Origin of the sequence: Mesorhizobium sp. B2-4-13 (assembly GCF_006658535.1) — a bacterium.
GTDB lineage: Bacteria > Pseudomonadota > Alphaproteobacteria > Rhizobiales > Rhizobiaceae > Mesorhizobium > Mesorhizobium australicum.
The window spans coordinates 329,662-354,802 of the sequence record NZ_VFVB01000004.1 but is presented as its reverse complement, the minus strand read 5'-3'; the positions used below and the strand labels follow the sequence as shown (position 1 = coordinate 354,802).

General features: G+C 61.1%; 28 protein-coding genes and 2 tRNA genes. 14 read left to right on the top strand and 16 right to left on the bottom strand.

The window, feature by feature from the left end; all coding sequences use genetic code 11:
- Positions 1 to 32: 32 nt before the first annotated feature.
- From hisI to FJ936_RS31265, 4 genes are all read left to right on the top strand, one after another.
- Positions 33 to 494 (top strand): phosphoribosyl-AMP cyclohydrolase, encoded by a 462-nt coding sequence (hisI, locus tag FJ936_RS13660; protein WP_141906667.1) that lies wholly within the window; start codon positions 33 to 35, stop codon positions 492 to 494.
- A gap of 83 nt (positions 495 to 577) precedes the next feature.
- Positions 578 to 1,549, top strand: a complete 972-nt coding sequence (locus tag FJ936_RS13655) for a patatin family protein (RefSeq protein WP_015317575.1) — start codon at positions 578 to 580, stop codon at positions 1,547 to 1,549.
- A 91-nt stretch (positions 1,550 to 1,640) separates the two neighbouring features.
- Positions 1,641 to 1,937, top strand: a complete 297-nt coding sequence (locus FJ936_RS31270) for a dihydrofolate reductase family protein (RefSeq protein WP_348643158.1) — start codon at positions 1,641 to 1,643, stop codon at positions 1,935 to 1,937.
- Positions 1,889 to 2,194, top strand: a complete 306-nt coding sequence (locus tag FJ936_RS31265; protein ID WP_348643159.1) for a dihydrofolate reductase family protein — start codon at positions 1,889 to 1,891, stop codon at positions 2,192 to 2,194. The genes FJ936_RS31270 and FJ936_RS31265 overlap by 49 nt, the downstream gene beginning before the upstream one ends.
- Before the next feature lie 23 nt (positions 2,195 to 2,217).
- Here FJ936_RS31265 and recJ read toward each other — a convergent pair whose 3' ends face one another.
- The 7 genes from recJ to FJ936_RS13615 form a co-directional block, all read right to left on the bottom strand.
- Positions 2,218 to 3,999 (bottom strand): single-stranded-DNA-specific exonuclease RecJ, encoded by a 1,782-nt coding sequence (gene recJ / locus FJ936_RS13645; protein ID WP_141906666.1) that lies wholly within the window; start codon positions 3,997 to 3,999, stop codon positions 2,218 to 2,220.
- 219 nt (positions 4,000 to 4,218) lie between these two features.
- Positions 4,219 to 5,202, bottom strand: coding sequence for a class II fructose-bisphosphatase (glpX, locus tag FJ936_RS13640; RefSeq protein ID WP_015317572.1), 984 nt, complete (start codon positions 5,200 to 5,202; stop codon positions 4,219 to 4,221).
- Between the two features lie 201 nt (positions 5,203 to 5,403).
- A complete protein-coding gene (locus FJ936_RS13635; protein WP_015317571.1) occupies positions 5,404 to 5,571 on the bottom strand; it encodes a Thivi_2564 family membrane protein in 168 nt (55 codons plus the stop codon).
- Between the two features lie 69 nt (positions 5,572 to 5,640).
- Complete coding sequence (locus FJ936_RS13630) at positions 5,641 to 5,997, bottom strand: hypothetical protein (protein ID WP_141906665.1); 357 nt, start codon at positions 5,995 to 5,997, stop codon at positions 5,641 to 5,643.
- Between the two features lie 128 nt (positions 5,998 to 6,125).
- The gene (locus tag FJ936_RS13625; RefSeq protein ID WP_015317569.1) at positions 6,126 to 7,439 is read right to left on the bottom strand and encodes a homoserine dehydrogenase; all 1,314 of its coding nucleotides are present in this window, start codon (positions 7,437 to 7,439) and stop codon (positions 6,126 to 6,128) included.
- Between the two features lie 37 nt (positions 7,440 to 7,476).
- The gene (locus tag FJ936_RS13620) at positions 7,477 to 8,694 is read right to left on the bottom strand and encodes an LL-diaminopimelate aminotransferase (RefSeq protein WP_015317568.1); all 1,218 of its coding nucleotides are present in this window, start codon (positions 8,692 to 8,694) and stop codon (positions 7,477 to 7,479) included.
- Between the two features lie 44 nt (positions 8,695 to 8,738).
- On the bottom strand, positions 8,739 to 9,131 hold the full coding sequence (locus FJ936_RS13615) for a hypothetical protein (RefSeq protein WP_015317567.1): 393 nt from the start codon (positions 9,129 to 9,131) through the stop codon (positions 8,739 to 8,741).
- 98 nt (positions 9,132 to 9,229) lie between these two features.
- Here FJ936_RS13615 and phaC point away from each other — a divergent pair, with 98 nt between their 5' ends.
- The 4 genes from phaC (at position 9,230) to FJ936_RS13595 (ending at position 14,188) form a co-directional block, all read left to right on the top strand.
- Positions 9,230 to 11,065, top strand: coding sequence for a class I poly(R)-hydroxyalkanoic acid synthase (phaC, locus tag FJ936_RS13610; protein WP_140716716.1), 1,836 nt, complete (start codon positions 9,230 to 9,232; stop codon positions 11,063 to 11,065).
- Positions 11,066 to 11,280: 215 nt separating this feature from the next.
- The gene (locus FJ936_RS13605) at positions 11,281 to 12,528 is read left to right on the top strand and encodes a YcbK family protein (protein WP_140791030.1); all 1,248 of its coding nucleotides are present in this window, start codon (positions 11,281 to 11,283) and stop codon (positions 12,526 to 12,528) included.
- 244 nt (positions 12,529 to 12,772) lie between these two features.
- Positions 12,773 to 12,847 (top strand) — tRNA-Glu (locus FJ936_RS13600).
- Positions 12,848 to 13,048: 201 nt separating this feature from the next.
- Positions 13,049 to 14,188: a hypothetical protein gene (locus tag FJ936_RS13595; RefSeq protein WP_140723664.1), complete on the top strand. Its 1,140-nt coding sequence runs from the start codon at positions 13,049 to 13,051 to the stop codon at positions 14,186 to 14,188.
- Between the two features lie 100 nt (positions 14,189 to 14,288).
- On the opposite strand, the gene FJ936_RS13590 is transcribed toward FJ936_RS13595, so the two are convergent.
- The 6 genes from FJ936_RS13590 to FJ936_RS13565 all read right to left on the bottom strand — a co-directional run bounded on the left by FJ936_RS13590 (position 14,289) and on the right by FJ936_RS13565 (position 17,418).
- Positions 14,289 to 14,364: transfer RNA gene (locus FJ936_RS13590), tRNA-Cys, on the bottom strand.
- Between the two features lie 150 nt (positions 14,365 to 14,514).
- Positions 14,515 to 14,919: a TadE/TadG family type IV pilus assembly protein gene (locus FJ936_RS13585; RefSeq protein WP_140661131.1), complete on the bottom strand. Its 405-nt coding sequence runs from the start codon at positions 14,917 to 14,919 to the stop codon at positions 14,515 to 14,517.
- The gene (locus tag FJ936_RS13580; RefSeq protein WP_140723667.1) at positions 14,909 to 15,334 is read right to left on the bottom strand and encodes a TadE/TadG family type IV pilus assembly protein; all 426 of its coding nucleotides are present in this window, start codon (positions 15,332 to 15,334) and stop codon (positions 14,909 to 14,911) included. The genes FJ936_RS13585 and FJ936_RS13580 overlap by 11 nt, the downstream gene beginning before the upstream one ends.
- 21 nt (positions 15,335 to 15,355) lie before the next feature.
- Complete coding sequence (locus FJ936_RS13575) at positions 15,356 to 16,585, bottom strand: pilus assembly protein TadG-related protein (RefSeq protein ID WP_181174582.1); 1,230 nt, start codon at positions 16,583 to 16,585, stop codon at positions 15,356 to 15,358.
- A gap of 114 nt (positions 16,586 to 16,699) precedes the next feature.
- On the bottom strand, positions 16,700 to 16,963 hold the full coding sequence (locus FJ936_RS13570; RefSeq protein WP_023769988.1) for a DUF6074 family protein: 264 nt from the start codon (positions 16,961 to 16,963) through the stop codon (positions 16,700 to 16,702).
- Between the two features lie 158 nt (positions 16,964 to 17,121).
- Complete coding sequence (locus FJ936_RS13565) at positions 17,122 to 17,418, bottom strand: DUF982 domain-containing protein (protein WP_015317559.1); 297 nt, start codon at positions 17,416 to 17,418, stop codon at positions 17,122 to 17,124.
- A gap of 326 nt (positions 17,419 to 17,744) precedes the next feature.
- On the opposite strand from FJ936_RS13565, the gene map reads away from it, so the two are divergent.
- The 5 genes from map (at position 17,745) to FJ936_RS13540 (ending at position 23,279) form a co-directional block, all read left to right on the top strand.
- Entirely contained in the window at positions 17,745 to 18,572 is an 828-nt protein-coding gene (gene map, locus FJ936_RS13560) for a type I methionyl aminopeptidase (RefSeq protein ID WP_140791034.1), read from the top strand.
- A gap of 593 nt (positions 18,573 to 19,165) precedes the next feature.
- Positions 19,166 to 19,825 carry a DNA repair protein RadC gene (gene radC / locus FJ936_RS13555; RefSeq protein WP_141906664.1) on the top strand — a complete coding sequence of 220 codons (660 nt, stop codon included), beginning with the start codon at positions 19,166 to 19,168 and terminating at the stop codon, positions 19,823 to 19,825.
- A 147-nt stretch (positions 19,826 to 19,972) separates the two neighbouring features.
- A complete protein-coding gene (locus FJ936_RS13550) occupies positions 19,973 to 21,226 on the top strand; it encodes a site-specific integrase (protein ID WP_141906663.1) in 1,254 nt (417 codons plus the stop codon).
- A 624-nt stretch (positions 21,227 to 21,850) separates the two neighbouring features.
- Positions 21,851 to 22,507 (top strand): hypothetical protein, encoded by a 657-nt coding sequence (locus FJ936_RS13545; RefSeq protein ID WP_141906662.1) that lies wholly within the window; start codon positions 21,851 to 21,853, stop codon positions 22,505 to 22,507.
- 331 nt (positions 22,508 to 22,838) lie between these two features.
- Positions 22,839 to 23,279 carry a hypothetical protein gene (locus tag FJ936_RS13540; RefSeq protein WP_246680466.1) on the top strand — a complete coding sequence of 147 codons (441 nt, stop codon included), beginning with the start codon at positions 22,839 to 22,841 and terminating at the stop codon, positions 23,277 to 23,279.
- Positions 23,280 to 23,329: 50 nt separating this feature from the next.
- Here FJ936_RS13540 and FJ936_RS13535 read toward each other — a convergent pair whose 3' ends face one another.
- Together FJ936_RS13535 and FJ936_RS13530 are read right to left on the bottom strand one after the other, a co-directional pair.
- The gene (locus FJ936_RS13535) at positions 23,330 to 23,854 is read right to left on the bottom strand and encodes a helix-turn-helix transcriptional regulator (RefSeq protein ID WP_181763135.1); all 525 of its coding nucleotides are present in this window, start codon (positions 23,852 to 23,854) and stop codon (positions 23,330 to 23,332) included.
- Positions 23,855 to 23,976: 122 nt separating this feature from the next.
- Positions 23,977 to 24,534, bottom strand: a complete 558-nt coding sequence (locus FJ936_RS13530; RefSeq protein WP_141906660.1) for a hypothetical protein — start codon at positions 24,532 to 24,534, stop codon at positions 23,977 to 23,979.
- Between the two features lie 135 nt (positions 24,535 to 24,669).
- Here FJ936_RS13530 and FJ936_RS30885 point away from each other — a divergent pair, with 135 nt between their 5' ends.
- Positions 24,670 to 24,900, top strand: a complete 231-nt coding sequence (locus tag FJ936_RS30885; RefSeq protein WP_246680465.1) for a transcriptional regulator — start codon at positions 24,670 to 24,672, stop codon at positions 24,898 to 24,900.
- On the opposite strand, the gene FJ936_RS13520 is transcribed toward FJ936_RS30885, so the two are convergent.
- Positions 24,891 to 25,094 (bottom strand): AlpA family phage regulatory protein, encoded by a 204-nt coding sequence (locus tag FJ936_RS13520; RefSeq protein ID WP_141906659.1) that lies wholly within the window; start codon positions 25,092 to 25,094, stop codon positions 24,891 to 24,893. The genes FJ936_RS30885 and FJ936_RS13520 overlap by 10 nt on opposite strands.
- Positions 25,095 to 25,141: the final 47 nt, after the last annotated feature.

Here is a 25,141-nt window from a genome sequence, read left to right as displayed (position 1 = left end):
GACGTCGCGGTCAACAGGAAGATAGACCGGCAATGTCGGCACTGGAATTTCCGGAAGCTCCCTCGGACAAGAAAGCCTTGGAGGAAGGCGCGGTGTTTTCGCCGCGCTTTGATGCCGCCGGTCTTGTCACCGTCGTCGTCACCGATGCCGCCGACGGCATGCTGCTGATGGTCGCGCATATGAATGCACGGGCGCTGGCTCTGACGCTGGAAACAGGCATTGCCCACTACTGGTCGCGCTCGCGCAACAGGCTCTGGAAGAAGGGCGAAACCTCGGGCAATTTCCAGCATGTTGTCGAGATGCTCACGGATTGTGACCAGGATGCGGTGTGGCTTCGCGTGAAAGTGTTGGGCCACGACGCAACCTGTCACACCGGCCGGCGTTCATGCTTTTATCGGACGGTGGGGCTGATCGACGGCAAGGGGACGCTTGCCGACGACGGCAGCAAGCCGCTGTTCGATGCGGAAAACACGTATCGGAAGCCATCAGCTTGAACCTTCTGCCTGACACCGACCACATAGATTCATCATTTCGATACGGCCCGTCCGTATACTAGCCTGGGACAAGGGAGATCATGATGCTCGAATGGGCGTCATTGCGTAACAGACCAGATGTCAGGGAGGCCAACGGCCTGTCCTCGGCAGGCGGCGCATCCGAAACAACCTCCCCCAAAAAAACAGGTATTTCGCTCGCGCTCGGTGGCGGTTGCGCCAGAGGCTGGGCTCATATCGGCGTGCTGCGCGCGCTCGATGAAGCCGGCATCGAAGTCTCGATGATCGCTGGCACCTCGATCGGCGCCCTGGTCGGAGGCTGTTATCTGGCCGGCAAACTGGATGAGCTGGAAGAGTTCGCCCGCAGCCTCACCAGACGACGTATCTTCGGCCTGCTCGATCTCAACCTGCGCGGCAGCGGCCTCTTCGGCGGGATGAAGCTGGACGCGCGCCTGCGCGAGCACGTGGCCGGCATCCGCTTCGACGATCTGCCCAAGCCATTTGTCTGCGTCGCGTCGGAAATCCGCACCGGCCACGAGATCTGGCTGTCGAGCGGATCGCTGATCACCGCCATGCGCGCGTCCTACGCGCTGCCTGGCGTGTTCGAGCCTGTCGATTGCAACGGCCGCGTGCTGGTGGACGGAGCGCTGGTCAACCCGGTGCCCGTTTCGGTCTGCCGCGCCTACGAGCAGCCGCTCGTCGTGGCGGTCAACCTCCACTACGACCTGTTCGGCCGCGCCGCCGTGATCAAGCACAGCGCTGGCGAGCTGGTTATCGAAAAGGATGCGCCAAGGCCCGGCCAGGTCGACGCCCAACACCAATCGCACCAGACGCGTTTGGGCATCACCGGCGTGATGGTCGAAGCCTTCAACATCATCCAGGACCGTATTTCACGGGCGAGACTTGCCGGCGATCCGCCTGACATGTCGCTGCAACCCAAGCTCAGCCATATCGGCCTTACCGAATTCCACCGGGCCGACGAGGCGATCCAGCTCGGCTACCAGGCGACGATGGCGCAGATCGGCGAACTGACGCGGCTGCAGACGGTTCTCGCCTAGACCGTTCCTCAAGTTGTATTGGCCTCAGGACAAACTGATTGCAAAACGCAATTGGTTATGGTGATCTGCGTCGATCGAGGCGGAGGTGCCGATGGCCAGGATTGTCTATTCCATGCTGACGTCGTTGGACGGCTATATCGCCCGATCGAACGGGGACATCGGCTTGCCAGTGCCCGAGGCGGAACTGCACCAGCACTTCAACGACATGATGAGGCAGGCTTCCGCCGTGCTCGCCGGACGGCGCATGTACGAAACCATGCGCTTCTGGGACAGCCCTGAACGCGAGACCGGCGCCACCGAGGTCGAGCGGAATTTTGCCCATGGCGCGAAACGCCGAAGATCGTCTTCTCGACCACGCTTCGGCAAGTCGGGCTCAATGCCCGGCTGATGGATGGCGATGCGGAGGATGCGGTACGATCTCTCAAGGCGCAGGCCGATGGCCTCGTCATCCTTGGCGGCGCCGATCTTGCCGCCTCTCTGGCACGAGCCGGCCTCATCGACGAATACCGGCTCTATATGCATCCCGTGGTGCTGGGTGGCGGCAAGCCATATTTTCAATCCGGCCTGTCGCTGGCGCTGACCCCGCTCGGCACGCAAAGTCTCCCCCAGGGCGTGACGTTGCTGCGTTATGCGCCGGCCGGCTGAATTGCGCGGGTTTCCGGCGCGCCCTACGCCCGCGCGGCGTCGATGATGCGAAACTGCACCGTACGGTTGCCGTTCCAGTAATTGCCCGACAGCGAGCCGGCGACATGCACCGTCTTGCCGCGGTTCTTGGACAGGAACTCGCCAAGCACCGTATCGACGGCGCGAAAGGCGATCGCCTGGATGCGGCCGCCGCTCTCCGACTGTAAATCGGCGCGAATATGGTTGGTGCCGACCGGCCTGATGTCGGCCAGCCGATGGCGCGGCAGCACGAAAACAGGCGCGACATGCCCGGCACCGAAGGGCCCCGCCTTTTCCAACGCATCGAGCAGGCCGAGCGTCGCGCCTTCGGCGGCAAGCGCGCCGTCTATCGCCAGGCTTTCCTCATCCTGCAACCTGAAAACGTCGGCGGCTGCCCGCTCCTCGAAGAAGGCCCTGAGCTCACCCAGTCTTGCCCGCTCGACGGTGATGCCGGCAGCCATGCCATGGCCGCCGCCCTTGACGATGAGCCCGGCATTGGCGGCTTCGCGCACCAGCCGGCCAAGGTCGAAACCCGACACCGAACGGCCCGAGCCCGTGCCGGTGCCGTTGGCGTTGAAGGCGATGGCAAAGGCCGGCCGCCGTGCGTGATCCTTCAGTCGTGAGGCAAGCAGGCCTACGATGCCGGGGTGCCAGCTGTTGCTGGCGGTGACGACGATCGCCGGGCCGCTGCCGCCCGCGAGCTCGGCATCGGCCTCGGCGCGCGCGGCGGCGAGCATCTCCTGCTCCATCAACTGCCGCTCCTGGTTCAGCCGGTCGAGCGTCTCGGCGATGGTCTGCGCCTCGACCGGATCGTCCGTTGCAAGCAGCCGGCTGCCGAGTGCTGCATCGCCTATGCGCCCACCGGCATTGATACGCGGACCGATCAGGTAGGCGAGATGGAAGGTGCTGATCGGCTCGCCAACGCGTGACACCCGTGCCAGCGCGGCCATGCCTTCATTCTTCTGCTGCCGCGCCACTTGCAAACCCTTGACGACGAAGGCGCGATTGACGCCCGTGAGCGGCACCACGTCGCAGACGGTGGCAAGCGCCACGAGATCGAGCAGGGAAAGCAGGTCGGGCGGCGTGACATCGCTCAGGCCACGCAGCACCTTTGCGGTGTGTACCAAGGCGAGGAACACGACACCGGCGGCACAGAGATGGCCCTGTCCGGAAAGGTCGTCGTCGCGATTTGGATTGACGACGGCAATTGCCGCAGGCAAGACGCCGCCGACCTGGTGGTGGTCGAGCACCACGACATCGGCGCCGGCGGCATTGGCCGCGTCGATCGAAACGGCGCTGTTGGTGCCGCAATCGACTGTGACGATCAGCGTCGCGCCGCGCGATACCAGTTCGCGCATGGCATCGGGATTGGGACCGTAGCCCTCGAAAATACGATCCGGGATATAGATTTCCGACGGCACCGAGAAATGCGTGAGAAACCGCTTCAGCAAGGCCGACGAGGCCGCGCCATCGACGTCGTAATCGCCGAAGATCGCAATTTTCTCCCGCGCCATGACGGCGGCGGCGATGCGGATGGCGGCCTTGTCCATATCGGTCAGCGAGGCCGGGTTCGGCAACAGGTCGCGGATCGTCGGGTCGAGAAACCGCTCGGTCTCATCGGCGGCCACGCCGCGTCCGGCAAGAACGCGCGCGACGATGTCGGGCACGCCATGACCCTGCGCGATGGCGAGCGCGATCATGTCCTGCCGTTCGGTCAGCCGGTGCTCCCAGGAGAGACCGGTTGCCGACTGCCTGACATCGAGGAAGAGGCGCCTTTCGCCCATCATGCGCTTTGCCAACTCATGGTTGGCGGCAGGATAAGCCAAACGCCGCGGGAGACTTCAAGAAAAACTACGCTTTCCGCCTTTCAGCCGTGCACCCACCGTTCGCTGGCCGCCCGAGACATCAGAGGCCGCATGCCGGTCGGGCGGTGTCATCGTTAAACCCTTGCCGCCATCGGAGGCAGCCAGATGGCTAACAACTGCGGCCCGGCTTCGCAAGCGGGTCTAGAACTTATCCATATCCTGGTGCCTGGCCTTGATCTCGCGCACGGTCCGCGATGACGATCGCAGCACGATCGTGTGGGTGGTGATGTATGTGCGGCCGAACTTGACGCCAGCCAGCATGTTGCCATCGGTGACACCGGTGGCCGCGAACAGCACGTCGCCGCGCGCCATGTCTTCCGCTTGATAGATCCGCTTCGGATTGGAAATGCCCATCTTTGCGGCACGTGCGACCTTTTCCGGCGTATCGAGGATCAGCCTGCCTTGCATCTGGCCGCCGGTGCAGCGCAACGCCGCCGCGGCCAGCACGCCTTCCGGCGCGCCCCCGGTGCCGAGATAGATATCGATGCCGGTTTCTTCCGCGTCCGTGGTGTGGATGACGCCGGCGACGTCGCCGTCGCCGATCAGCCGGATCGCGGCGCCCGTGGCGCGCACGGCATCGATCAGCTTGGCGTGGCGCGGACGGTCGAGAATGCAGGCCGTGATGTCGGACACAGCAACGCCCTTCGCTCGCGCAAGGCTGGCGACGTTTTCGGCCGGCGAGGCGTCGATATCGATGACCCCGTCGGCGTAACCGGGACCGACCGCGATCTTGTCCATGTAGACGTCGGGCGCGAACAGCAGGCTGCCCTTCTCGGCGATCGCGATCACGGCGAGCGCGTTCGGCAGGTTCTTGGCGCAGATCGTCGTGCCTTCGAGCGGATCAAGCGCGATATCGACCGCGGGCCCTTTGCCGGTCCCGACCTCCTCGCCGATATAGAGCATCGGCGCCTCGTCCCGCTCGCCCTCGCCGATCACCACCGTGCCCTTGATCGCGAGGCGGTTGAGCTCCTCACGCATGGCATCGACGGCGACCTGGTCGGCAGCCTTTTCGTCGCCGCGGCCGCGCAGCCTGGCGGCCGCGACCGCGGCCCGTTCGGTGACGCGCACCAGTTCCATGGTGAGTATCCGGTCAAGGCCGGCGACGATGTTCTGGGCCACATTCATTCGGCAAATCCTCGTTTGATGCCGCCTCCCGCCAGAGGCGTGCTTGTTTTGTCAAACGACCATGACAACGGCAAGACCTGCCGGATGGTTTATCGAAAGGATAGCAATATCAATCGATTGAACCGAATTTTTGAAAACAATGCCGGCCCGGTTTGAGATGAACCGAGCCGGCACGAAACAGAAATTGCCGTCTTCGTGGTCCTAGAAAACCGCGAGGTATTTGAGCAGCGAAATAATGCCGATGATGATGACGATGACCTGGACGATCTGCCTCATCCTGGCATCAAGCGGCAGCCGCTGCACCAGGTAGAGAACGAGAATGATGACGAGAAATGTGATCAGGATGCCGATTAACACGGACGAAGCCATAGTGCCCTCCCTAAATGACTTGCTGAAACGGAGAAATGAGCCGGCATTGCCGGCTCAATATCGGCGCGGTCAATACCAGCGGCGCGAGGTGTCGTTCATCGACTGGCCGACGGCAATCCCGGCCAGAAACCCGAGCAGGCCGATCACGCCAACCACGGCGGTCGTCGTGCCCGGATTTTCACGCGCGACTTCCGAAACGGACTGGGCCTGGCTGCGCAACTGCTGCGCTGTCCGCGAGGCGCGAGAAGCGGCAATATCGTAGAAATCCGATGCTTGCTCACTGGCATCATCGAGCATTTCCGCGCTGCGCTGCGAAATGCTCTTGTTGATCTTGGTGATCTCCTTGCGCAGGTCGGCGATCTGCTTTTCCAGCGTCTTCTGGATGTCGCCGATGTCAGGGGCGTCGGATTTGTTGGTATCGGCCATGAAGCGGCTCCCTTGGTTGCTGACCAAGAGAACGGTACCGACGCCAATTCGTTCCGGCGGCAGCTGGATGTCCTCACCGAACCGAGATACACCGCCGATGGTTATGCCCACGGCAACGAGGCTGCCTGCTACCCTGCCCGCTCGATGCGGATGACCTGTGGCTTGTCGGTCAGATGTCCGTCCTTGGTGATGCCGTCGACAGCCTTGCGCACGGCGGCCTCGGTGGTCTCGTGGGTAACGAGGATCACCGTCTTCTGCGCCGCCGCCTCGCCGCTGACCGCATGCTGGACAATCGATTCCAGCGAAATATCGTTGTCGGCCATGCGCTTGGCGATCGCCGCGAACACGCCGATGCGGTCGTGCACGGTCAGCCGGATGAAGTAGCCGCCGGCATGGCTGCGCATCTGCGCCTTCTTATACGGTCTCAGCTCCTTCGCCGGCCGGCCGAAGACGGGACCATGCTGGAAGCCGGGCCGGCTCTTGGCGATGTCGGCGATGTCGCCGATGACCGCCGAGGCGGTGGCATTGCCGCCGGCGCCGGGGCCCGAGAGCAGCAACTCGCCCAGGATATCGGTCTCGATCGCCACCGCGTTGGTGACACCATGCACCTGCGCGATGACCGAAGCAGTCGGCACCATGGTTGGGTGCACACGCTGCTCGATGCCGCTTTCGGTGCGCTGGGCGACACCGAGCAGCTTGATCCGGTAGCCGAGATCGCCGGCGGCACGGATGTCGGCCTGGGTAATGTTAGAAATGCCTTCCATGTAGATGTCGTTGGCGGCGATTTTGGTGCCGAAGGCAAGGCTGGTCAGGATCGACAGCTTGTGCGCGGTGTCATGGCCCTCGATGTCGAAGGTCGGGTCGGCTTCGGCATAACCCAGCCGCTGCGCGTCCTTCAGCACGACGTCGAAGGAAACGCCCTCGGCCTCCATGCGGGTCAGGATATAGTTGCAGGTGCCGTTGAGGATGCCGAAGACACGAGTGACGGAATTGCCGGCCATCGCCTCGCGCATCGTCTTGATGACCGGGATGCCGCCTGCCACCGCGGCCTCGTAATTGAGCAGCACGCCCTTCTTCTCGGCGATTTCGGCAAGCGCCACGCCATGCTTGGCAAGCAGCGCCTTGTTGGCGGTGACGACATGGCGGCCGGCTTCGAGCGCGGCCTTCACCGAGGCGCGCGCCGACCCCTCATCGCCGCCGATCAGCTCGACGAACACGTCGATCTCGGCGGTCTGCGCCATCTTGACCGGATCGTCGAACCAATTCGCGGAGCTCAGATCGATGCCACGCTCGCGTTTCCGGTCGCGTGCGGAAATCGCCGACACGATGATGTCGCGCCCGCATTGGCGGGTCAGTTCCGCCGCCTTGTCGCGCAACACGCGCGCCACCGATGCACCGACCGTGCCAAGTCCAGCAATTCCAACACGCAGTGCTTCAGCCATGGAAGGCGACGCCCCTCAAATAAGATCGAATTTGTATTTACCGGTGGGCGGACAGCGGCACCACATTGTTGGGCTGCTTGGCGCTGGCCGACAGGAAGCGCTTGATGTTGCGTGCCGCCTGGCGAATCCGGTGTTCGTTCTCGACCAGTGCTACGCGCACGAAATCGTCGCCATGTTCGCCGAAGCCGACACCGGGCGCCACCGCCACATCGGCGTGCTCGATGAGCAGCTTGGAGAATTCGAGCGAGCCCAGATGACGGAACGGCTCAGGGATCGGCGCCCAGGCAAACATCGAGGCCGCGGGGGCCGGAATGGTCCATCCCGCGCGGCCGAACGCATCGACCATCACGTCGCGGCGTTTGTGATAGATGTCGCGCACCTCGGCGATATCGGCGCCGTCGCCATTGAGCGCGTGCGCCGCCGCCACCTGGATCGGCGTGAAGGCACCGTAGTCGAGATAGGATTTGACCCGGGTCAGCGCCGAGATCAGCCGTTCGTTTCCGACGGCGAAGCCCATGCGCCAGCCGGGCATGGAGAAGGTCTTCGACATCGAGGTGAACTCGACGCAGACGTCGATGGCGCCCGGCACCTGCAGCACGGAAGGCGGCGGATTGCCGTCGAAGTAGATTTCCGAATAGGCGAGGTCGGACAGGATGATGATGTCGTTCTTCTTGGCGAAGGCCACCACGTCCTTGTAGAAATCGAGCGAGGCGACCAGTGCCGTCGGATTCGATGGATAGTTGAGGATCAGCGCCAGCGGCTTCGGGATCGAATGGCGGACGCCGCGCTCGAGCGCCGGAATGAAGCCGTCATCGGGCTCGACTTGCAGCGAGCGGATGACCCCACCCGACATGATGAAGCCGAAGGCATGGATCGGATAGGTCGGGTTGGGGCACAGGATCACGTCGCCGGGCGCGGTGATCGCCTGCGCCATGTTGGCGAAGCCTTCCTTCGAACCGAGCGTGGCCACCACCTGGGTGTCGGGGTTGAGCTTCACGCCGAAGCGGCGGGCATAGTAGTTTGCCTGGGCGCGGCGCAAACCGGGAATCCCGCGCGACGAGGAATAGCGGTGCGTGCGCGGATCGCGCACGACCTCGCACAATTTGTCGACGATGGCCTTGGGCGTCGGCAGGTCCGGGTTGCCCATGCCGAGGTCGACGATGTCGGCGCCCCGCGAACGGGCGCTCGCCTTGAGCCGGTTGACCTGCTCGAACACGTAAGGCGGAAGCCGGCGGACCTTGTGAAATTCTTCCATGGCAGTTCCAGACAGCAAGGGAGCGTTGGGCGCGCGCTATATACTCATTTGCAGGTAGGGTCGAGGGCGGGGTCGCATTTGCCTTCGATCTGCTTCAGGGTCTGCGGACCATGTTTCTTGGCGAGATCGGTCAGCGCCGCCTGGTTGGTGACGGCCGCGCCGCCGCCCTTGGCGCCCTGCCCGTTCTCGTCGGCCTTCAACTGGGCGAGCTTGGCTTTCTTCTCGGCCTCGGTGAATTGTTTCGCCGCCACCTGCGGCGGGATGTTGAGGTTCGGAAAGGTGCCGGTGTCCTTCGGGCCCGCGTCGGTGGCCATCGGCACCGGACCGCTGGTATTCGTGCTCGAGCATCCGGCAACGGCCAGGAGCATGAGGGCCGCGCTGATGCGGCAAAAGTGGCCGGCACCGAAAAAAACAGTCTCGCCAAACTTAATCGTCATATTGTTTCCTTGGCAGCCGGGGTAGAGCGAGATTGGACCCTGTCGGATGTCCCATGTTAATATGTCAAGAAAACGCTTCCGGAGGAACCCCGCGAACCATGTCCAAAACACCCGATTCGGGCAAAGCGGAAGATGGCGGACCTTCGACGGTCGAGCAATATCTGGTGAAGGACCCGGAACGCTTCGCGCTGAACATGGCGCGGATGATCGAGCAGGCTGGCAAGGCGGCTTCCGCGTGGGCCGAACCGCGCGAAAAAGGTGAGGTGCGCGACCAAGTCGCCGAGCCGGTGGTCGACATGGTCAAGACCTTCTCCAAGCTCAGCGAATACTGGCTCGCCGATCCGCAGCGGGCGCTCGAAGCGCAGACGCGGCTGTTCGCCGGCTACATGACGGTTTGGGCGAACGCCATCCAGCGCGTCAGCCCCAATGCCGAAGGCGCCGACGATGCCGTCAAGCCGGAGCGCGGCGACAAGCGGTTCCAGGACCCGGAATGGGGCCGCAACGCCTTCTTCGACTTCTTGAAACAGGCCTATCTGGTCACCTCGCGCTGGGCGTCCGAACTGGTCGACCATGCCGAAGGCCTGGACGAGCATACCCGCCACAAGGCGAGCTTCTACGTCAAGCAAGTATCCAACGCCATCTCGCCGTCCAATTTCATCCTGACCAATCCCGAACTGTTTCGCGAAACCGTCGCCTCCAACGGCGAAAACCTGGTGCGCGGCATGAAGATGCTGGCTGAGGACATCGCCGCCGGCAAGGGCGACCTCAAACTGCGTCAGGCTGACTATTCACCCTTCGAGATCGGCAGGAACATCGCCACCACGCCCGGCAAGGTGGTCGGCCGCAGCGATGTCGCCGAGATCATCCAGTATGATGCGGCGACCGAGACGGTGCTGAAGCGCCCGCTGCTGATCTGCCCGCCTTGGATCAACAAGTTCTACATACTCGACCTCAACCCGCAGAAATCCTTCATCCGCTGGGCGATCGAGCAAGGCCACACCGTTTTCGTCATCTCCTGGATCAATCCGGATGAACGCCACGGCGCCAAGAACTGGGAAGCGTATATCAGGGAAGGCCTGCAATACGGCCTCGACACGATCGAGAAGGCGACCGGCGAGCGCGACGTCAATGCTATAGGCTACTGCGTCGGTGGCACGTTGCTGGCGGCGGCCTTGGCGCTGATGGCTGGGGAAGGCGACGACCGCATCAAGTCGGCGACCTTCTTCACCACACAGGTCGACTTCACCCATGCCGGCGATCTGAAAGTGTTCGTCGACGAGGAACAGGTCGCGGCGGTGGAAAAGTCGATGAACGAAAAAGGCTATCTCGACGGCACCAAGATGGCGACCGCCTTCAACATGCTGCGCTCGGGTGACCTGATCTGGCCCTATGTTGTCAACAACTACATGCGCGGCAAGGACCCTTTGCCCTTCGACCTGCTCTACTGGAACGCCGATTCGACCCGCATGGCGGCGGCCAACCACTCCTTCTACCTGCGCAACTGCTATCTCGAGAACAACCTCTCGCGCGGCACGATGGAACTGGCGGGCCACACGATCTCGCTCGGCGATGTCACCATTCCGGTCTACAATCTCGCCTCCCGGGAAGATCACATCGCGCCGGCTCTGTCCGTCTTCCTTGGCTCGAAATATTTCGGCGGCCCGGTCGAGTACGTGATGGCGGGATCGGGCCATATAGCTGGCGTCGTCAATCCGCCCGCATCCAACAAATATCAGTACTGGACCGGCGGTCCGCCGAAGGGCGACTTCGACCAGTGGATAGCCTCCGCCACCGACCATCCGGGATCCTGGTGGCCGCACTGGCAAGGCTGGATAGAGGCCAAGGACAACACCCGTGTGCCTGCCCGCAAACCCGGCAAGCATATGAAAACCTTGGGCGATGCTCCCGGGACCTATGTCAAGGTGCGTGTGTAACGGACTGTAATGTCTGGTGAGTTGACGCCCCCGCAAAAGCGGGCGAAATGGTGTCGTCAACCATCAAGCGGCCGCAATTCGGCAATCGCTGCAAAAATACTTACAGGCTTGCTGATTTGACACAGGTCTCGTTTCCGGATCGGAGACAAAGGTCCACCTGACGCGGACATACCAGTCGGCGCCAGGTATATACCGATCGGACACCGAGGGGGAATTTGACTTTGAAATCAGCAGGATGGAGCCTCGCAAAGGGAGAACGCCGCGCCATTGTGGCAGCGCTCTGCTCCATACTTCTGGCCTCCTGCACATCGGCTGGCGATCCGACAATGTCGGTTGGAATGCCCGGCTATAATGCTTCCGAATCGGACCTCCACGCCGCCTCTGCGGGCAAGCCTCTCGCCGCTGATTCGTCGTCGCAAGTGGCGACAGAGCAGACGACCGTGATGAGCGAAAGCGACACGGCACTCCCCGAAAAGGTTGCATACGTACCGATTGCCAAGCCTGGGGCCACTTTCCCGCTCACCATACCGGCCGGCGCGGAAACGATCGCGGGACAGACACCGCAGTCCTTGCAGCAGCCGGTACAGACGGCGCGGCAGACAGACGCGGTCGCCCAGAAGATCGCCGCCGCCGATGCCGCCGCCACCGCGCCGACGCCAGCCGCGGCACCGGTGATGAACAATCCGGTGTACGTGACCGCCGGCGAGGCGCCGCAAGCCGACGCGCCGAAGAAAAAAGGCTTCCTGGCGTCGATGTTTGGCGCCATCCCGGCTTCGGCCACGCCTGCTCCGCTGGTCAACACCCGATCGGGCGAACAGCCTGCCGTGCAGCCCAAGCCTGCTCCGCCCGCGGCAAAACCGATCATCACTTTGGCCTCTGCTGATTCCACGCAGAAGCCACTGCAACTGGCTTCACTTGGCGGCGATGCCGGTCACATCACCGGCAGCGACGCCTTGCCCGGCGTGCGCCAGACGGCCCTGTTCGAGATCAAGCGCAAATCCGGCCTCGACGATGAAAGCGACGTCGACCTCAACGAGGACGAAGGCTCGGGCGGCTCCTATCAGGTTGCCTCCGCCGCCGGCATGGCTCGGCTCGCGCCCAACGGTCTCTTGAAGCAGAATGAGAGCGTCGACGTGGCTTGCCTGAAGCCGTCCCTTGTGCGCGTGCTGAAGACGATCGAAGGCCATTACGGCCGCAAGATGATGGTAACCTCGGGCTATCGCGATCCGGCCCGCAACCGTCGCGCCAACGGCGCCAAGAATTCGCTGCACATGTATTGCGCCGCCGCCGACATCCAGGTGCCCGGCGTCTCCAAGTGGGAGCTTGCGAATTACATCAGGACCATGCCCGGCCGCGGCGGCGTCGGCACCTACTGCCACACCGAATCGGTTCATGTCGACGTCGGCCCCGAGCGTGACTGGAACTGGCGCTGCCGCCGGCGCAGCGGCGGTGACGACGGCTAGCGGCGATTTGTCGGGCTGGAGCCTGCCAGCGGAAGTCCCCGACTTCGTCATCCACCGGCAGAGCAGGAGCGAAGCTCCATCGCGGACACCCGAGGATGCCGGGGCGCCTGACGTCACCGCGAATCGCAAGCTCTTCCGCCCCCGCGAAAACGCTGATTTGGCAGGTCGGAAAAAAGTTGTCCAAGGCGGCACCTAACGGGTTGCCGGTTGCACACAACGCCAGTATAAGCCGCTTCGTCTGAGCGCGCCCATCGTCTAGCGGTTAGGACACCGCCCTTTCACGGCGGTAACAGGGGTTCGATTCCCCTTGGGCGTACCAGAATTTTCAGACCTCGGTCTCTCCTTCCCGATTCTACACAGCGAATACCCGGCAGATTTGGCAGGCGGCACCGAATCGATAATTTGAGGATCACGGCGTCCGTTGCGGCCGATGCTCAAGCCTGTTGCGGTGACCGCTCGGATTCTCGACCTTGTCGAGCAAACGGGCCGGTGGTTAAATGGACCGTAAGGGAGCGCTCACATGGCAGTTCACCTTTCGGCGGATACACGCGCTCCTGCGGCAACGCCTCCAAAATATCTCTTTGGTCCGCTCGCGGACTTTCTGATGCTTGGCGGCAGCGCATTCCTGATTTTGCCGATGCTGTATTTCGTGCCGCTGAGATACGAAGGGCTCGTTGCGGCGACGATGCTTTTCCTGGCTTATCTGATCAACTATCCGCACTTCGCCCACTCCTACCAGCTCTTCTACCGCAATTTTGGGCGGAAGCTGCGCGGCGACGGGTATGACAGGAACCTGCAGATCCGCTACATTTTCGCCGGCATCGTCGTTCCCCTGCTCATGGGCGCATTTTTCGCTTATGGCTCGATAACGGCTAACGCCCGGCTCTTGGGGAATGCAACCAACGCGATGTTCTTTTTCGTGGGTTGGCACTACGTCAAGCAAGGCTACGGCATGTTGATGGTGGATGCCGTCCTGAAGCGCCGGTTCTTCACCGATCCGGACAAGAAAATCCTGCTGGTCAACAGCTATGCCGTTTGGCTGTTCGCGTGGCTTCAGACGAACACGGCGGTCAGCCAGGGAAAATACCTGGGGCTGGAATATTACACGTTTGCCACCCCTGCATGGCTCAATGCGATTGCACTCTCGGCCGCGGCCGCTTCCACGGCTGCCACGGTTGTGATGCTGATCAATCGCTGGACCAGGAATGGCGGCAGCCTGCCATATAACGGCATCATCGCCTACAGCGCGTCGCTATATCTTTGGATTCTGATCGTAAGGACAAATCCGCTCTGGCTGCTCGTAGTGCCGGCGCTCCATTCCTTGCAGTACCTGGCGGTGGTCTGGCGCTATCAGAGCAATGTCGAGCGTGATGCGCGCGATGCCGAAAAAATTCCGCAATCCAGAATCCTGTCGATTCTTGGTCCGGCCTACAGAGTGCGACTCCTGGAGTTCATCAGTGCTGGCCTCCTCCTTGGCGGTCTGGGTTTCTGGCTGATTCCGACCGCGCTGACCGCCATTGTCCCCTATGACCGGGAGGTCCTTGGATCGTCGCTGTTCTTCTTCATCGTGTTGATTTTCATCAACGTACACCACTACTTCCTCGATAACGTGATGTGGCGCCGCGGCAACCCCGAGGTGTCGAGATATCTGTTCCGTTAGAGCTTTTTGCACCCAAGCGGAACCGCTTAGCGTAATGCGGAATGGACCAGGGATGGGCTCCAATCCTGTCCCGGTCGACAATCCAGCCGCATCGGGATTTTGGAGGCCTCGCCTCGGAATCGAACCGAGGCTTCCGAGATTTGCAGTCTCTAGCGTAGCCGCTCCGCCACGAGGCCATACGTGCTTTCGTAAAGGGCAGGAGTTTAAAGATTCTTGATATCTTGGGTAAAAATTTCGGCAATCCCGCCCTGGCAAAAGAGCCTGTTACTGGGCGGAATGGAACCGTTCCAAACGTCCTTCGCCGACACGGCAGGGACAGCCCACGTCTAGCTGCCGACCAGCGGCACGGTAACGGTCGTCGCATAATTGATCGGAAAGGCACTGAAGTACGGGAAGTCTATGACGAACGCATAGGCAGCGGTCAGGTGCGCCATGCGAAAGCCGCCGCTCACGGGGTCGATGGCGATCGTGACGTTGACATCCTTCAGACCCAGCGCAAGCAGTTTCTGCGTCGCGATCGCCTGGATGTCGGCCTGAGTCAGCGTGTTGTTAAGCTGCAGGGACCGTGCGGACGCCTCCAGCGTGTACCGAACGCTTGAGGCCGAATTCATCGACCAGCCGAAGGCGAAGATTCCGAATAGCAGCATGATGAGGAACGGTGCGATCAGCGCGAATTCGAGCGCGGCTCCGCCCGATCGATCGGCCCTGAAGCCCCTCGCATTACCGAACACGGATCACCTCCAGGTGGCCGATGGTACTGGAGGCGGAAAAGACGCCGAAGGTGACGGGCGGCTGCCAGGTGGCAGATGCCTGGATTTGAACAAAGACCGAGGGCGCCTTCGGCCCGCTGCACAAAGTGGACGCGTCGACCACGGTAGTCCCGCACATATAAATCCGGCTTAGGGCGACCTGGCCGTCCGCCGGCCGCTTTTCCCAGCTCGCAATGGCAACGGCCTGGGTCGCCGTATCATTGGTCGACCCGGCCATGATCAGGTTCGCGGCGGTCTTTACGCCGGCGCGCATCGACAGCGAGCTGGTCACATAGGACCAGCCGTCCAGGATGCCAAGCAACGCCACGCACAGGAAAGGGAGCACCATTGCGAACTCGACCGCGGCGACGCCGGTGTCATCGCTCAGGATCGGCACTGATGGTCGTCCCATGGAAGGCTACTCGACCAGCGCTACGGATTGCGTGGCGGGAATGTCGCGCATTCCGAGACTTGTGCAGTCCTGATTGATGGTCGAGTTGCCGGACCATTGGATCATGTCTGCGACAACCTGAGTGCATCCGTTCTGGCCGGAGAAATTGCCGAGATAATTGACCTGCTGCTTGGGAAAATAGAGCGCGCCTGTCAGCAGCGAGGTTGCCGTGCCGTTGAAGGTGCTCTGTCCGCCGATGGCCGTTCTGTCGCCATACATCAGCACGCCCGAGTAAGTGCCGGACGTCGCCGCGCTCAGATTCACCGTGGCGTTGCCATTCATCGACACACGCGATCCGCCGGCGAGGTAGATAAGGACGCCATCGCCGGCGACGTTGGCGTTCGCGTTCACCTTGAAATCGCCACCCTGGATAACATAAACGCCAGGCTGCAGCGTCACGCTGCCGCTCAAGCTCAGTCCGTTGCAATATGTACCCGGGCCCAGCGCTGATTTGTTGGCGTTCTGACAGGGGTTCGAGGCCGCCGGGGCCGGCAGGCCGGCAAATGGATCCGCGGCAGGCAGCGCCTGGGTGATCGGGGCCGCGCAAACGGTGGTGACGGGATTGCTGAGAGAGACGCCGCCCGCCGTGATCAGACAATCGGCCTGGAGACCCGCCGATCCCTGAAGCTTGATGGCATCCGAGGCAATCGAATTGGCCATCACCGAGCAGCCTGTGACCTTCACGCTGGTGTTGCCTGAGAACAGGGCAGCCTGCGAGGCGGTCGGATCGAGCGCCAGCATGCAGGCCTTCGAAGCATTGGTGATGAGGGCCACGGCCCTCGCCTGTTCTGGAACCTGGGTCTGAGTGAAGATCGAGGTGAACATCCGATTGAGCTTTTGGCCGACGATCACTTCAACCGCTTTCTTGGCCGTGTTCGGTCCGGATGCAGGCGGCGTATTGACGACGATCGTGCCTGCGCCAAGCCCATTCGTCGCGGCCGACTGGGTCGCTGCGGCGACAATCGTCGGCGTGTCGGAACCCGAGATCTGCTCCAGCGCGCCGGCATAGGCCGCGGCATCCGCCGTGGCCTGCAGTCTCAAGCTGTTATAGTACCAATAGGAGGTTTCCACGCCAAAACCCGCCGCACCGACAACGATCGGCAGCGTGAGGGCAAAGATGGTGGCGACGTTCGCGGCTCTGCTGCGACCTATGCCAGCCGCCGTCAGCCGTATCCGGGTGAAGCAGTTGAATACCATGATCAATTAGAAAGCACGCATATATGAACGAATGGCTAAAAACTTAGGCTCATTTTCGATCAGGGGTGCCATTGTTTGATCGGAGATGCCATCGTCTGATCGGCGTCCGCCGCTTCAGGCGGAAAGAACTGGCACGGACTCACCGTTCGACTCAGCCAACAATTCTCTTTGCACGGCCAGGAAGAACCTGCGTACTTCGTCGCTGGCTGCCGTTCTGTCCCTGCCCGTCCCGACAACGAGATCGAGCAACTCCGTCGCTTTTGCCTTCCAGAACGAAGTGGCGGTCTCGCCATGCAGATTGCCGAGCTTGGCGGCAACTTCCCTGACCAAGAATAGCTGACGATCGATCGGGAACGCACGGACTTTTTCTGGGTACATCTTCCGAACCATGAAACTGACGCAACGAATCAACCATTGCCGAACAAGCAATGGCTAACAGCGAAGGTGGAAACGGAAGCTTAACGGTGACCGGCCGATGCGTCGCGCACGCGAATTGTCATGTACTTTCGAACCCGAACTGGTTCACCCGGCGGCCCTCAGGCCGGCAGTGCTCTCGCCTCGCCGCCGCGCTTGCGCGGCACCATCATGTCGCCAGCCATCAGTCCGGTGACACGGCAGAACGCCATGAACGCCCGGCAGGCGTCTTCGGTCTCGACCACATCCACCGTGGCACCGAAACAGGCATTGAAGGCTTTCTGATACACCGGCCCCTGCCGGCGTGCCGGCCAATCCTGCAGAAAATCGAGCGCCTGCTCGACGCTGTAGATTTCCTCGACGGGCAAGCCGGGGCCTGGTGCGATGCGCACCGGCACCTCGAATTGCAATCTGTCCATTCGACATCTCCCGCACCGGCATCGCCCAAGCAACGCCGTTCGTCGTCAAAAGTTGCTTCGTTCGTTTTGTGCCACGGAAATGTGTCGTCACTGCGGAAAGTCGCCGCTTTGCTGCAGCGGCAAAGGCAAAGCCTGCCGGCACCAGGCGGCCCGGCAGTGGAAAGCAACGCCGCGAAAACCGGAAAGGCATTGCCTCGGCAAGCGAATATCCGGGCGGCTGAGACCGCATCAGGCAGTTCTTCCTTGAACCTTTCGCCCCCAAGTGCCAAATCTGGTGCCACTTACGCGCCTCACTCCTGCCGCGCGCCACCTTCTATATGGACAAAATGGTCACCTATCTCGACGCCGCCACTGCACCGCTCAGAAACACCGGCCAGATCCGCCTCTATGGCGAGGAAGGCTTTGCCGGCATGCGCAAGGCATGCGACCTCACCGCGCGCTGCCTGGACGAGCTGGTGCCAATGGTCGGTCCCGGCGTCACCACGGACACGATCGACCGTTTCGTCTTCGAGTTCGGCATGGACAACGGCGCGCTGCCGGCCACACTCAACTATCGCGGTTACACGAAATCGTCCTGCACCTCGATCAACCATGTCGTCTGTCACGGCATTCCCGACAACAAGCCGCTGAAGGATGGCGATATCGTTAACATCGACGTGACCTACATCCTCGATGGCTGGCACGGCGATTCCTCGCGCATGTATCCGGTCGGCACGATCAAGCGCGCCGCCGAACGCCTGCTCGAGGTCACCCATGAGTGCCTGATGCGCGGCATCGCCGCGGTCAGGCCGGGCGCGCGCACCGGCGCCATCGGCGCCGCCATCCAGACCTACGCCGAAGCGGAGCGCTGCTCCGTGGTGCGCGATTTCTGCGGCCACGGCGTCGGCCAGCTGTTCCATGATGCCCCAAACATCCTGCATTATGGCGGCGCCAATGAAGGCGTGGAAATGCGCGCCGGCATGATCTTCACCATCGAACCGATGATCAATCTTGGCCGGCCGCATGTGAAAGTCCTGTCGGACGGCTGGACGGCGGTGACGCGCGATCGCTCGCTGTCGGCGCAGTATGAGCACACGATCGGCGTGACCGACACCGGCTGCGAGATTTTCACGCTGTCGCCCAAAAAGCTCGACCGCCCCGGCCTGCCGGTTTAGGACACCGTGGCGAGGTCTTGAATAGCGGCCTATTTCCAGTGTTTGCGCGGCCGCCAGTCTCGTCCTGATCTCTTAGCCAGCGCATTATTTCCCGGCAACTGCGCGGACGGCCGTCGCTGATCCTGCCATCGGTGCAGGGATCGTAGCATTCGCGCGGGTAATTGTCGTGCCGTTCCCGATAACGCTCCCGGCTGTCCAGCATGCGCAGGAGCTCCCGGCAGTTAACGGCTGGCCGTCGCTGTAACGGCCGTCTGTGCAGGGATCATCGTATTGGATGAAATGGATCGGGAGGTTCTGATCAGAGCGGCTACCGGCGGGTACGGCATCGATCACCAGGGCAGCCATTGCAGGGCTGAAGCTCAGAAGCAGCCCGGCGGACAGCAGGATACGAACGAGGCTGGGCATCTTGGTTCTCCGATGCGGGGCCATCAATGGCGATGCCGTGAGCTTGCGCGACCCCCATTGCCGCAACATTGCGTCGAGGTCGGTGGCTTACTTATTCCTTGCCGCCGAAAAGACCTCGACCGCCCCTGCCCGCCGTCCTAGTGTTTCGCGGGGATCAGCGATCATTGCTCGGGCTGGATGGGCGGCACATGGCGACACAGGGCGATGACGACGAGCGGAGTTTCTTCTCCGAGGTGCCAGTGCGGCAAGCCACGAAGGCCAGACAGGCTCCCGCCGAAAAGCCTCACTATCTCGGCCACCGTGATCGTCTGCGCGAGCGCTTTGCCTCGGCCGGCCCGGATGCCTTGCCCGACTATGAACTGCTGGAACTCCTGCTTTTCCGCCTGATCCCGCGCGCCGACACCAAGCCGGTCGCGAAGGCGCTGCTGGCCCGCTTCGGCACGTTGGCCGAAGTGCTCGGCGCGCCCGTCGGCCTGTTGCAGGAGGTCACGGGCATCGGCCCGACCGTGGCGCTCGAGCTGAAGGTCATCGCGGCGACCGCCCAGCGCATGGCGCGCGGCGAGGTTCAGGGCCGCGAAATCCTCTCGTCATGGCAGCAGCTCCTCGACTATTGCCGCTCGGCCATGGCGTTCGAGGCGCGCGAGCAGTTCCGCATCCTTTTCCTCGACAAGAAGAACGCGCTGATATCAGACGAGGTGCAGCAGACAGGCACGGTCGACCACACGCCCGTCTATCCTAGGGAAGTGGTCAAGCGCGCGCTCGAACTGTCGGCCACCGCGATCATCCTGGTCCACAATCATCCCACTCGGCCCTTTTCAATCACGCTCGATAACGCTTTAGCACGTTGATACATATCGCTTTTTCGACTTGTCGCAGAGTCGGACATTGTGGCATATTGGGGTCGGTTTTAGGGGGATCGAAGCCCGTTTTGAACCCAAGCACAGACCCCTACTACCCGTCAGCCGATCCCATTCGAAAGCCTACGGGAGACCCCAGTGCCAAGCCTTACCGATGGAGAGATTCGCCACGCTTTGAAGCAGGTCGAGGAGACCAGTAAGCAGCAGAACCTTGTCGATGGCGAGGGTCATGGAACAGGCCGCCTCGTTCTAGTGATAAAGCCAATGCCGACCCGCATAACGGCGGACTGGATGGCCCAGCAGTGGCGAGACCAAAAGCGTCTCAAGAAAAAGCTCGGCTCGTATCCGTCAATGAGCCTCAGCCAGGCTCGCGAGATTTTCAGACGCGACTTCGCCGACATGATTCAGAAGGGACGCAGCATCAAGATAGCCGGCGACACACGACCCGGCACGGTCGCCGATCTGTTCGAGGCTTACGTCGCGTCGCTTAAGGCAGATGGAAAACCGTCTTGGAAGGAGGCCGAAAAGGGCTTGAATAAGATCGCCGATTCGCTCGGTCGCAACCGCCCTGCCCGCGACATCGAGCCTGACGAGATCAGGGACCTCATTCGCCCGATTTATCAGCGAGGCAAACGGTCTATGGCCGATCATGTTCGCAGCTATATTCGATCGGCATACAGTTGGGGGCTGAAATCCGAGCATGACTACCGCACAACCTCGGTCCGTCGCTTTCGTCTCGTCTACAATCCAGCTGCGGGCATTCCAACCGAACCGAAAAAAGTTGGAACGCGCTGGTTGGACGAGGAGGAATTTATCCGTCTCTATCGTTGGCTCGAATCTCCCGATGCGCCGGTCCACCCCCCTTACACGCGTGCCGTAAGAATTCTTATGCTGACCGGCCAGCGCGTCGAGGAGATCGCTCGGCTACACGTCGATCAATGGGATGCGGCCGAGCGCATTATCGATTGGTCCAAGACTAAGAATGGAAAGCCTCACGCCATCCCCGTGCCCAAGATGGCGGCGGAACTTATCGGGTCTATCAAGCCGAATGAATTCGGCTGGTTTTTTCCATCCGCGACCGACCCGTCCAAGCCGGTCAGCCATGGCACGCTCTATTCGTTCATGTGGCGCCAACGCGATCGCGAGGTCATCCCCGTCGTGACAAACCGCGATCTCAGGCGAACCTGGAAGACGCTTGCCGGCAAGGCTGGGCTCTCAAAAGAAATCCGAGACCGATTACAGAACCACACTCTGCAGGACGTCAGTTCCAAGAGCTACGATCGCTGGAATTACATGCCGGAAAAGCGTGCCGCCATGGCGCGGTGGGACAAGTTTATCCGCGATATCCTGGTGAAGAAGAAGCGTAAAGCCACATTCAAGGAAGCTGCGTGACGATTTTCCTCCGAAGGCAGAGGTCACAGGTTCGAATCCTGTCGGGTGCGCCAAAAAATTCCTTGAAATCAAGATGTTGCGGACGTAGAAGGCACACCCTTCCCAAGGTGGCGAGAATTGCAACCGTATTGCTACCATTTCGGGGACGAGTGTAGCGTCCATCCTCGGACAAATGGCGGGAGACCTTCGTCCTAAGTACAACAGGTGATCCGGTATTATGGGTATTATGGGTCGGGCGCGCCACTTCACCGGACAAGACTCGAACTGCAGGGCAGTCGCTCCATTCACACCACCGCAGCCGGTCGTCTCATACCCATGGTGGCGCAATTCCAGCGGTCAACTCTGATAGGACGCGCCAAGGACGACGCCGCGAAGGAGTCAGCTAAAGAAAAGGCAGACAAGGACGAGGTCGGAACCGGGCTGGGTCGCGCTCTGAGCCACGCGGAAAGGGTGAGAAGTTTGTCGACTTGTTAGAGAAGAACAGCCCTCACATCTTAAACGCCGTGGGTTGGCTTGGCGCCAAGCCTCATCGATATTTGCCAGCAGCATAGCTGTCGAAGTTCATTCAAGGAGCTTGAACAATCTGATAGTGAACATACAATCCGGAGAAGCGGGGATTCACTCATGGCGAATACGGTCATCGTTGTCGGACTGTTAATTGTTCTTTTTGGCGCTGGCATTTGGGCCTTTCGTCCACCTACGGGAACCGGAACAAGCGTCATCAAGTTTCTAGGCTTAGAATTGACTTTGGACGTTCCCGCGCTCGGAGTTATGGCGATTGGTGTTGTCCTGGTCTTGCTGGGAAGCACAATGTCCCCGAGGCCGATATCGCCAGTTTCCCCTGAACCTGCCGATATAGCGCCGGCTCCGTCGCCTGTAGTAAAACCTCCTATAAACGCCGAGCCCAAAGTGGATGCGCCGCCTGCTCCGGCCAAGCCCGCACCAAAAACCCTCACGCATCCCACGGTTGAGCGGGAGGGGAAGATGCATGGGATTAAGGTAACTCTTATCCCGAATGGGGCCGGTGGCGGAGTGTATAACATCGACTTCTATTGGTCAGGCGGTACCTGGTCAGGAACGCAGAACGCGATCGTGACATTTGTTGGGGATAACGACGCGAGACTGCAGTCGGTTATGGTGCCAATTGATAGAAGCGGATGTTTCTATGGAGGTGGAAATCACCAGATCCAAGGTGGACAACTCACTGTGGATCCGGCAACTATATCTGGTCTCGAAGTAACTCTTTCAGAGGTTCACAACAAAACCGAGGACGGCTGTTAGCACCGTTGTGTATTTGGCCAGTTACCGCTCGATCGCTTCCGCGCTATATGTCACCAAGGCGCCAAGAAAGCCTTTGAAAATTGCTTGCCTTTTAGTCCTCACCAACGCGACCACATCGGCTCGGACTCCGGAATTCAGCCGGTTTTGGAAGAACGGACATCCTTTCGAACCGTATCGCAGCTTGGCGAATGGTGGCCCTCCTGTTTTCCTCTTGGTCAACACACGGCTCGATTAGATTCCCACAGACCGGGCCGCGGTCGTCGCGGCTAGCCAGTGTAGGCTTGAGGCCGCGGGTGTTGATGTTGCCGGCTTCCTGACGCAAAACCTAGAAATGACAGTCCGAAAAAACGAACCCCGTCTTCAGCTGCCGCCGCTTGTTGCAGGCGAATGGCGTGGTGAGATCGTCGGCTCAGCCAACATCAATTTTGGCCAGGTCGTGCAGCCAGGACCGCCCAGCCAATCCGTCGAGTTGACCTATGTCATACTGGCCGCCTCGCTCATCATGCCGAATGCAGCATTCAGATGGCCTGGCGTCGTCATGATCATGGCCCCAACTCCGATGAAGACGGAGCATCCCGACGCCGGCGCTCTTTTTGAAGCCGATCAGTTGGCGTCGCTGAGCCTCTCCCTTGACGTCACCAGGGCGCAATTTTCCGACATGCTGCCACGCTTCGAGGCGAAACGACTCAGGGATTTTCACTTCACGGTAGAGGAAAAGGAGGGCGGCAATAGATGGCCGGTGCGAAGCTGGGGCATGGGAACCCCGCTTTGAATACCTAGTGACGAACTCGCGGGTTGCTACGAAACCGCCGCAACCACTTATCAAGCGGTCTTGGGATTAGCAGGCGTGGGTTCGTCGGTCGCGTTGATGTCCCTATTCGCGTCGAGCTCCGCCAATTGCTCCCCCAATGCGGCAATTACGGCTGCCACGCGACCGCGCACCCTTGGATGAAGCTGCATCAGCCCCTTGGTGAGGCGCTGGCCTTCCGCGCTGGCGATAAAGTCGATGCGCTCATCGACCGGCAGAGGCGAAGCGTTGCGGCTGGTCTCGTCATTTCCTGGCAGGCCTTCGAAAAAACGACTTACAGGAATGTCCAGCGACCTGCCGATCTCGTAAAGCATGGATGCGCTCACGCGGTTCCTCGCGTTCTCGTATTTTTGGAGCTGCTGGAAGCTGATCCCTATGGATCGCGCAAGCTGAGCTTGCGATACGTCCGACTGCACGCGAACGATCGCGATCTGCCTGCCGACGTGCTGATCTGCGGGATGCGGGCTACACTCGGTTTCAGACTTTGGCCATGCCTGGACGGCGCGGGGGCGTGTTGATTCCACCAATGCCTTTAGCAATCGGATCACTCCCTTGTAGAAAAGTTGGTCGCGGTAGGCTTCCTCACGAGACTCGCCAACCTTCCGAATGACAGGGGAGCTGCCAATGCTCGAAACGGCCTGTGCAATCAGCGTGGCTGTGTCTACTCACCGAGCCGACCAATGTCCTCCAGGACCGAGCGGATTTGTGGCCAAGGAAACTCGGCATCGTCCTTCGAGGGCTGCCCTTCCCTGAGAATGGCATCGAGCTTCGCTGCGACGCCGGCAAGGGAGATAGCTGGCGTTTCTGACAGTGCCTCAAGCAACGTCTCCGCCTGACCGGCTGCCTCACTTTCAGCACGCAACGTGGCAGAATAGCCAATCGCGCGGTCAGAGGCGTCCCAACGCGCCTGATGAGCCGCCAAATCGGCCTCGACCTTCGCAGCTACCTCCGTCTCCATGACGCCGAGCACACCGCGAAGGGCCTCATGTGAAGCCGGCGTAGCGGTCCTATCATCTGACAATCGGATCATCACTTTGGGAAAGCCGACTTCTTCGACGAGTTTCCGCTCCAGACGCTGCTGCTCGCGGCACAACCGATCGGTCTCTTCATGAGCAGCTTGCCATTCGCGCCACACTGCGACGGCAGGGTCGGTTGTTGCGCGAAATAGTTCCCTGCGGATGACGGAAGGCAAAGTCGTGCTATTGTCGGAATCAGCCATGATCCGAGCTCCTCAACAGCTTTGGCGTGGCCAGGCCGGATTGGTGTTGCATCACCCATCCGGCCGCCAAGTGAAACCGAGACTACACACAGTGCATTATCTAAGCAACCAAAATCACCATAATATGGTGATTATATGAATCAGGTGCAGTGCCGCATGGCTCGGGCTGCATTGGGGTGGGGTGTTTTGGACCTCTCAAAGGAAGCTAGGGTTTCCACCCAGACCATTGTTCGCTTCGAGCGAGGTGAGGCGTTGAAGCAATCTACTGTAGATCAGATAAGAACTGCGCTTGAAGCTGCCGGGATAGAGTTCATTCCAGAGAATGGCGGCGGCCCAGGCGTGCGTTTGTCTCGCAATCAGAACTGATGCCCAGTTCGCCATGCAACTGGATTTTCGACCCATCGATTAACATCGGATTCATGCCAGCCCGCCCCGTTGATGCTGATCTTGATCTGGGCCGGGAACGTCCCTTCGGAGATCTTGCGATAGATGGTAGAGCGGGACAGGCCGGTCCGGGTAAGGACGGTTTTGAGGCGTATGATACGATCCGGCTCCGACATAGCACGCCTGCTTTTCACTGGTTGTCGCTGGTATCTGTTGGGACAGA

Coding starts and splice junctions, on each gene's coding strand:
- hisI (WP_141906667.1), top strand. CDS start 33: ATGTCGGCACTGGAATTTCCGGAAGCTCCCTCGGACAAGAAAGCCTTG.
- FJ936_RS13655 (WP_015317575.1), top strand. CDS start 578: ATGCTCGAATGGGCGTCATTGCGTAACAGACCAGATGTCAGGGAGGCC.
- FJ936_RS31270 (WP_348643158.1), top strand. CDS start 1,641: ATGGCCAGGATTGTCTATTCCATGCTGACGTCGTTGGACGGCTATATC.
- recJ (WP_141906666.1), bottom strand. CDS start 3,999: ATGATGGGCGAAAGGCGCCTCTTCCTCGATGTCAGGCAGTCGGCAACC.
- glpX (WP_015317572.1), bottom strand. CDS start 5,202: ATGAATGTGGCCCAGAACATCGTCGCCGGCCTTGACCGGATACTCACC.
- FJ936_RS13635 (WP_015317571.1), bottom strand. CDS start 5,571: ATGGCTTCGTCCGTGTTAATCGGCATCCTGATCACATTTCTCGTCATC.
- FJ936_RS13630 (WP_141906665.1), bottom strand. CDS start 5,997: ATGGCCGATACCAACAAATCCGACGCCCCTGACATCGGCGACATCCAG.
- FJ936_RS13625 (WP_015317569.1), bottom strand. CDS start 7,439: ATGGCTGAAGCACTGCGTGTTGGAATTGCTGGACTTGGCACGGTCGGT.
- FJ936_RS13620 (WP_015317568.1), bottom strand. CDS start 8,694: ATGGAAGAATTTCACAAGGTCCGCCGGCTTCCGCCTTACGTGTTCGAG.
- FJ936_RS13615 (WP_015317567.1), bottom strand. CDS start 9,131: ATGACGATTAAGTTTGGCGAGACTGTTTTTTTCGGTGCCGGCCACTTT.
- phaC (WP_140716716.1), top strand. CDS start 9,230: ATGTCCAAAACACCCGATTCGGGCAAAGCGGAAGATGGCGGACCTTCG.
- FJ936_RS13595 (WP_140723664.1), top strand. CDS start 13,049: ATGGCAGTTCACCTTTCGGCGGATACACGCGCTCCTGCGGCAACGCCT.
- FJ936_RS13575 (WP_181174582.1), bottom strand. CDS start 16,585: ATGGTATTCAACTGCTTCACCCGGATACGGCTGACGGCGGCTGGCATA.
- FJ936_RS13570 (WP_023769988.1), bottom strand. CDS start 16,963: ATGTACCCAGAAAAAGTCCGTGCGTTCCCGATCGATCGTCAGCTATTC.
- FJ936_RS13565 (WP_015317559.1), bottom strand. CDS start 17,418: ATGGACAGATTGCAATTCGAGGTGCCGGTGCGCATCGCACCAGGCCCC.
- map (WP_140791034.1), top strand. CDS start 17,745: ATGGTCACCTATCTCGACGCCGCCACTGCACCGCTCAGAAACACCGGC.
- radC (WP_141906664.1), top strand. CDS start 19,166: ATGGCGACACAGGGCGATGACGACGAGCGGAGTTTCTTCTCCGAGGTG.
- FJ936_RS13545 (WP_141906662.1), top strand. CDS start 21,851: ATGGCGAATACGGTCATCGTTGTCGGACTGTTAATTGTTCTTTTTGGC.
- FJ936_RS13540 (WP_246680466.1), top strand. CDS start 22,839: ATGACAGTCCGAAAAAACGAACCCCGTCTTCAGCTGCCGCCGCTTGTT.
- FJ936_RS13530 (WP_141906660.1), bottom strand. CDS start 24,534: ATGGCTGATTCCGACAATAGCACGACTTTGCCTTCCGTCATCCGCAGG.
- FJ936_RS30885 (WP_246680465.1), top strand. CDS start 24,670: ATGAATCAGGTGCAGTGCCGCATGGCTCGGGCTGCATTGGGGTGGGGT.
- FJ936_RS13520 (WP_141906659.1), bottom strand. CDS start 25,094: ATGTCGGAGCCGGATCGTATCATACGCCTCAAAACCGTCCTTACCCGG.